General features: G+C 75.5%; 4 protein-coding genes. 3 read left to right on the top strand and 1 reads right to left on the bottom strand.

Annotated features, from left to right (window positions below):
* Positions 1-348: 348 nt before the first annotated feature.
* Positions 349-1,545: an MFS transporter gene (locus tag ACH4KB_RS19110; RefSeq protein ID WP_398067061.1), complete on the bottom strand. Its 1,197-nt coding sequence runs from the start codon at positions 1,543-1,545 to the stop codon at positions 349-351.
* A gap of 332 nt (positions 1,546-1,877) precedes the next feature.
* On the opposite strand from ACH4KB_RS19110, the gene ACH4KB_RS19105 reads away from it, so the two are divergent.
* The 3 genes from ACH4KB_RS19105 (at position 1,878) to hemW (ending at position 6,093) form a co-directional block, all read left to right on the top strand.
* Entirely contained in the window at positions 1,878-2,360 is a 483-nt protein-coding gene (locus ACH4KB_RS19105) for a DedA family protein (RefSeq protein WP_398067060.1), read from the top strand.
* A 177-nt stretch (positions 2,361-2,537) separates the two neighbouring features.
* Positions 2,538-4,637, top strand: coding sequence for a SpoIIE family protein phosphatase (locus ACH4KB_RS19100; protein ID WP_398067059.1), 2,100 nt, complete (start codon positions 2,538-2,540; stop codon positions 4,635-4,637).
* A 214-nt stretch (positions 4,638-4,851) separates the two neighbouring features.
* The gene (gene hemW, locus ACH4KB_RS19095; RefSeq protein ID WP_398067058.1) at positions 4,852-6,093 is read left to right on the top strand and encodes a radical SAM family heme chaperone HemW; all 1,242 of its coding nucleotides are present in this window, start codon (positions 4,852-4,854) and stop codon (positions 6,091-6,093) included.
* The last annotated feature ends 34 nt before the right edge of the window (positions 6,094-6,127 follow it).

The raw sequence follows: 6,127 nt of genomic DNA, 5'->3' as shown, positions 1-6,127 counted from the left end.
GGCGCCGGCGGGCGCGCCGCGCGGGGGCCGCCCGCGCCGCGCCGCCCCGGGGGGGGGCCCGGGGGGGCGCCCCCCCCCCCCCCCCCCCCCCCCCCCCCCCGCTCGCCGGTTCCCGGGCGGCCCGACCGGGCAGGCGTACCGGGCGGCAGGCGTACCGGGCGGCCCGGCCGGCGGGAGTACCGGGTGGGAGTGGCGCATCGCGGATGTCGGCGTGCGCGCCGCGCCGCGGTGGTCGTTCGCCGCGGTGGTCGACTTCAGCCGCGCCTGCTCGAACGCCTGCTTCACGCCCCGGCCTCCGCGGGCCCGCGCCGACTCCACTCGCCCCGAGCCGGCAGGTCCGCGCCCGCTTCAGCCGCGCCGGCCTCGCAGGACCCCGGCGAGCACCACCACCAGCAGCCCGGCACAGGGGATCACCAGCAGGCCGGTGCGCAGACTGGTCGCGTCGGCGACGTAACCGACGACCGGCGGGGACACCAGGAAGCCCAGGCGCATGAGCCAGGAGACGATCGTCAGACCCGATCCGGGCTTGAGGCCGGGCAGGGCGTCGGCTTCGTGCATCGCCGCGGGGACCAGCGTCGCCACCCCGAACCCGGCCAGAGCGAAGCCCAGGATGGTTCCGGGCAGCGTCGGCACCGCCAGGGCGAGTCCCATGCCGGCCGCGGTGATCAGGCCGCCGGTCCGGGCCACGGCACGCTGACCGAAACGGTCGACGAGACGGTCCCCGATGACGCGCCCGATGAACTGGGCGCCCACCAGGGCGATGAAGCCCCAGGCGGCGAGCGCCGCGGAGGCGTGCAGGGAGTCGGTCAGGTAGAGGGCGGCCCAGGAGTTTCCCGCGTCCTCGACGAGCGTGCCGGCCGTGGCGATCAGAACGAGCGCCGCCAGTACGTACCCGACGCGCGAGGCGCCGGCCGCTCCCTCGGCGCCCCGCCGTTCCGGACCGGTCTCGTCCGGTTCGTTGTCCGGGCCGGGCAGGCAGAAGCGCCACGCGGTCATGGCGGCGAGAACGAGGACGACCGCCGAGATCGTGAGGTGGACGCCGAGCGACAGCCCCAGCGCCATCGCTCCGGCGGCCATCAGCCCTCCGGTGACGGCTCCGATGGACCAGATCGCGTGGAACGAGTTCAGGATGGAGCGCCCGTAGAGCCGCTGCACCCGTAGGCCGTGCGCGTTCTGCGCGACATCCGTCAGCGCGTCCATGGCTCCGGCCAGGAACAAGGCGCCCGCGAACAGTGCGGGCGACGGGGCGAGGCCGGCGGCCAGGATCCCCAGCGCGGTCAGCAGGGTGCCGGCGACCGCGACCTCCGCCGAGCCCACGCGGCGGATGAGCACCCCTGCCGCGAGGCCGGCCGCGATGGCGCCCGCCGGGAACGCGGCGACCGCCAGTCCGTAGGCGCCGTTGCCGATCGCCAGATCGTCCTTGATCTGCGGATACCTCGGCAGCAGGTTGGCGAACACGGCCCCGTTGGTGAAGAACAGCACGGCTACGGCGGTCCGTGCGTTCCGCCGGGCGCGGAGAGGGCGTGCCTCGATGTCGACGGTCATGCGGAGGACCCTAACCCCAGAGCGTACGAACGTACACTCCTGCTGTCGATAAATTCCGACCGGGTGGTAAGTAATTCATCCGGTCGGAGGCGGCCACCGCCCCGCGTCCGCCGGGTGCGCGTTCGGTTAGGCTGGCCTTCCCTGGGGGCCCGGGTGTGCGGGTCCGGGTTCCGGCGCCGCGGGTGAAGGCCCGGCGGACCGAACGCGCACGGGCGTGGCGCAGGTGAGGGACGTCGTCCGGACTCGCGCGCGTCGTGCGCCGGCGGGGCGGGACCGCTCACACGGATGACGGAGAACGCGGGCTTCGGGCCCGCGCGCGAGGTGGGGGCAGTGTGGAGAGGATCGCGCTCGCGGCCGGGGCCCTGTACGTCATCGTCCTGCTCCGCGCCGGAGGGACGTTCGCCGTCGGGTGGCTCGCGGGAGCCGGCGCCCGGCGCGGCAGGTTCGCGGGGCTGACCTCTTCGGCGAAGTTCCGGCGCGCCGAGCGCGCCATCCAGCGGTGGGGCGCGCCGGTGGTCGCTGTCTCCTTCCTGACGGTCGGGTTCCAGACCGCCGTCAACTTCCTCGCGGGCAGCATGCGCATGCCGTTGCCGCGCTACCTCCCCGCGCTGTTCGTGGGCGGAGCCGCCTGGGCGCTGATCTACGCGACCGCGGGGCTCGGCGTGCTGGAGGTCCTGGGAAGGCTCTTCGCCGAGCGGACGGTCCTCGGGGTGTCCGCCGTGGCGGCGCTCCTCCTCGCGGTGTGCGGGGTGGTGGGGTACCGCAGAAGGAGGGCGGCCCCGGCCTCCGGCGACACCGCTGCCGACGCGTCGTGAAGCCGGTCGGCGAAGGGCCTTCGTGGCCTCGATCCGGCTCCGGCCCTCGCGGTGACGCGTTTTCCGAAGCGTTGCGTTCGAATCCGCTCGATTTTCTGTCCACTTCGGTAACTCGGTGCTTATGGGTGCGACCGGTCTGTCACTCTGTCGGTGTCGTCGGACCGTAGGAGCCGCACCGTGGCGCCCATTCCCTTGCAGCGGGACACCGTGCAGCGTCCCGGCACCACCCGTGCCGGGCTCGCGCACGGCCCGCGCCTGGCCAGCCGCACGAGCCTGCCCGGCATACCGCTCGCCCCGTCCGCCGCCCGCCGGTTCGTGCGGGCCGCGCTCGCGGAGTGGACCGGGATCGGGGTGCCCGCGGCCGTGGGCTTCAGCGACCGGCTGGCCGACGACGCCGTGACCGTCACCAACGAGCTGGTCACCAACGCCGTGGTGCACGCCGGGACCACCGTCGACCTGGTGCTCAGGCTGGAGGAGGAGGGCGGCGACGAGCCGTCCGCCGCCCTCGTCCTGGAGGTCACCGACCACCACCCGGCCCGCCCGGTGAGCGGCGACGAGCCCGGTGCTGGACGTGGACCGGCCGGGGTGCGCCCCGGGGAGCTGCCCGATCCCGCGGAGTACGGCCGGGGCCTCCAGCTCGTCGCCACCCTCGCCGACTCCTGGGGCATCACCTACCGCACCGGCCTCAAGACCGTCTGGGCCCGCCTCCCCGTCGACGACTGGAGCGCCCCGCCCGCCCCGCCCGACGGGGAGTCCCTCCGGCGCGGCCTGCGCGCCGCCGAGATCCTCGCTCCCGCCGCCAGGCGCACCGAGCGCGACGACGCGGTCTGGGACAGCCGGGGCGCCCCGGCCTTCCTCGCCGAGGCCTCCGACCTGCTCGCCGGGCAGCTCGACGAGGACCTGGTGGCCGCCATAGCCGGCCAGCTCCTGGTGCCCCGGCTGGCGGACTGGTGCGCGATCTGGCTGGAGGCCGAGGGCGGGGGCCCGGCCGCCGAACCCCGGCTCGCCCGCGTCTGGCACAGCGACGAGACCGGCACCGAGCCCCTGCGCGCCGTCCTGGAGCGGGAGCCCCTCCGCCTCCCGGCCGGCGTCGGCTCCGGTCCCGTCTCCGTCCCCGTGCCCTGGCCCGCCCACCCTGTCGGGGAGGACCGGGAGGAGGACGCGGAGGGCCGGGAGGAGAGCCGGGCGGAGGACGCGGAGGTCCCGGCGGAGGACGCGGAGGGCCGGAAGGAGGTCCCGGCGGAGTACGGGGAGGGCCGGGCGGGCCGCGAGGACCGGCGGGCCGCTCCCTCGCCGCCTCCGCACCCCGGCGGCCGGGACGGGGCCGCGCTCGCGTTCCGCATCACCGTGGGCGGCCGGGCGCTCGGCACCGTCCTCGTCGGCCGCGAGGGCGTCGCCCAGGTGCCCGAGGCCGTCGCCTCACTGATCGAGGACTTCGTCCGCCGCCTCGGCCTCGCCGTCGGCGCGGCCCGCGCCTACACCCGCCAGGCCACCATCAGCCGGATCCTCCAGCGCGGCCTGCTCCCCAGCAAGGTCGCCGAGATCCCCGGCGTCACCAGCGCCCTCGTCTACGAACCCAGCGACGACGGGGTGGTCGGCGGTGACTTCTACGACATCTTCCCGTGCCCCGGCGACCGCTGGTGCTTCGTCCTCGGCGACGTCCAGGGCAGCGGCCCCGAGGCCGCCGTCGTCACCGGCCTCGCCCGCCCCTGGCTGCGGCTGCTCTCCCGGGAGGGCTTCGGCGTCGGGGAGGTCCTGGACCGGCTGAACCGGTTGCTCCTCGACGACGCCATGGAGGCAGCCGAGGCCGCCGCCCTGATGGTCGCCGCCGCCGGGGGCCAGCAGCTCCACGACGGCACCCAGTCGCGTTTCCTCTCCCTGCTGTACGGAGAGGTCGTGCCGCTCCCCGACGGCGGGGTCCGCTGCACGGTGGCCAGCGCCGGGCACCCCCTGCCGCTGCTGCTGCGCCCCGACGGCTCCGTACGCCCGGCCGCCGAGCCCCAGGTGCTGCTCGGGGTCGTCGAGGACGTGGCGTACGAGAGCCAGGGCTTCGACCTCGCTCCCGGGGACACCCTGCTCTGCGTCACGGACGGGGTGACCGAGCGCCGGTCGGGCCCGCTGATGTTCGACGACGGGGACGGGCTGGCCCGGGTGCTGGCCGGGTGCGCCGGGCTGCCCGCCGAGGCGACGGCCGAGCGCATCCGGCGGGCCGTCCACGAGTTCGCCGAGCAGCCCCCGGACGACGACGTGGCCCTGTTGGTCCTGCACGCGGACTGACCTGCGCAGGGGCCGGACGGACGCACGGACCGGACTGATCTGCACACGGACCGGACGGGCCGGCACGCGGACCGGACTGACCTGTGCACGGACCGGGCAGGCCTGCGCGCGGGCCGGACGGGCCGGCGCACGGACCGGACTGACCTGCACACGGACTGAACGGGCCGGTGGACGAGCAGCCACCCGGTCCGGGGCACTCCCGCGGCGAGCGACAATGGTCGGTATGCCTTCCGTACTGCCCGATGGTGAGCCCGTGCCCGACGACGGGGCGCTGCCCCGCCACGCCCTGGAAGGCGCAGCCGACCGCCCGCTCGGCTTCTACCTGCACGTCCCCTACTGCGCCACCCGCTGCGGCTACTGCGACTTCAACACCTACACCGCCACCGAGCTGCGCGGCTCCGGCGGGGCCCTGGCCTCCCGCGACAACTACGCCGCCCACCTGATCGAGGAGGTCCGTCAGGCCCGCAAGGTCCTCGGCGACGACCCCCGCCCGGTCCGTACGGTCTTCGTCGGCGGCGGCACCCCCACCCTGCTGCCCGCAGCCGATCTCGTACGGATGCTGGCATCGATCAAGGAGAAGTTCGGGCTCGCGGAGGACGCGGAGATCACCACCGAGGCGAACCCCGAGTCCGTCGACCCGGCCTACCTCGCCGCGCTCCGTGAGGGCGGCTTCAACCGGGTCTCCTTCGGCATGCAGAGCGCCAAGCAGCACGTCCTGAAGATCCTGGACCGCACGCACACCCCCGGCCGCCCCGAGGCCTGTGTCGCCGAGGCCCGGCAGGCGGGCTTCGACCACGTCAACCTCGACCTGATCTACGGCACCCCCGGCGAGTCCGACGACGACTGGCGGGCCACCCTGGACGCCGCGATCGGCGCGGGCCCCGACCACGTCTCCGCGTACGCCCTGATCGTCGAGGAGGGCACCCAGCTCGCCCGCCGTATCCGGCGCGGCGAGATCCCGATGACCGACGACGACGCGCACGCCGACCGCTACCTCATCGCGGACGAGGCCTTCGCCGCCGCCGGCTTCGACTGGTACGAGGTCTCCAACTGGGCCACCACCGAGGCGGGCCGCTGTCTGCACAACGAGCTGTACTGGCGCGGCGCCGACTGGTGGGGCGCGGGCCCCGGCGCCCACAGCCACGTCGGCGGGGTCCGCTGGTGGAACGTGAAGCACCCCGGCGCGTACGCCCAGGCGCTCTCCGAGGGCCGCTCACCCGGCGCGGGCCGGGAGATCCTCGGCCAGGAGGACCGCCGGGTCGAACGCATCCTGCTGGAGCTCCGGCTGCGCGAGGGCTGCCCGCTCTCCCTCCTGAAACCCGAAGGCCTCGCCGCCTCCCGCCGCGCCCTGACCGACGGGCTGCTGGCCCCGGAGCCGTACGGGAAGGGCCGCGCGGTCCTCACCCTGCGCGGGCGGCTCCTGGCCGACGCCGTCGTCCGCGACCTCGTCGACTGACCCGGCCGGGGCGCCCACGGCCGGCAGTCCTTGG

Source organism: Streptomyces sp. NPDC017520, assembly GCF_044329855.1.
Classification (GTDB): domain Bacteria; phylum Actinomycetota; class Actinomycetes; order Streptomycetales; family Streptomycetaceae; genus Streptomyces.
The sequence above is the reverse complement of the archived record's forward strand: the minus strand, read 5'-3'. Positions and strand labels throughout refer to the sequence as shown.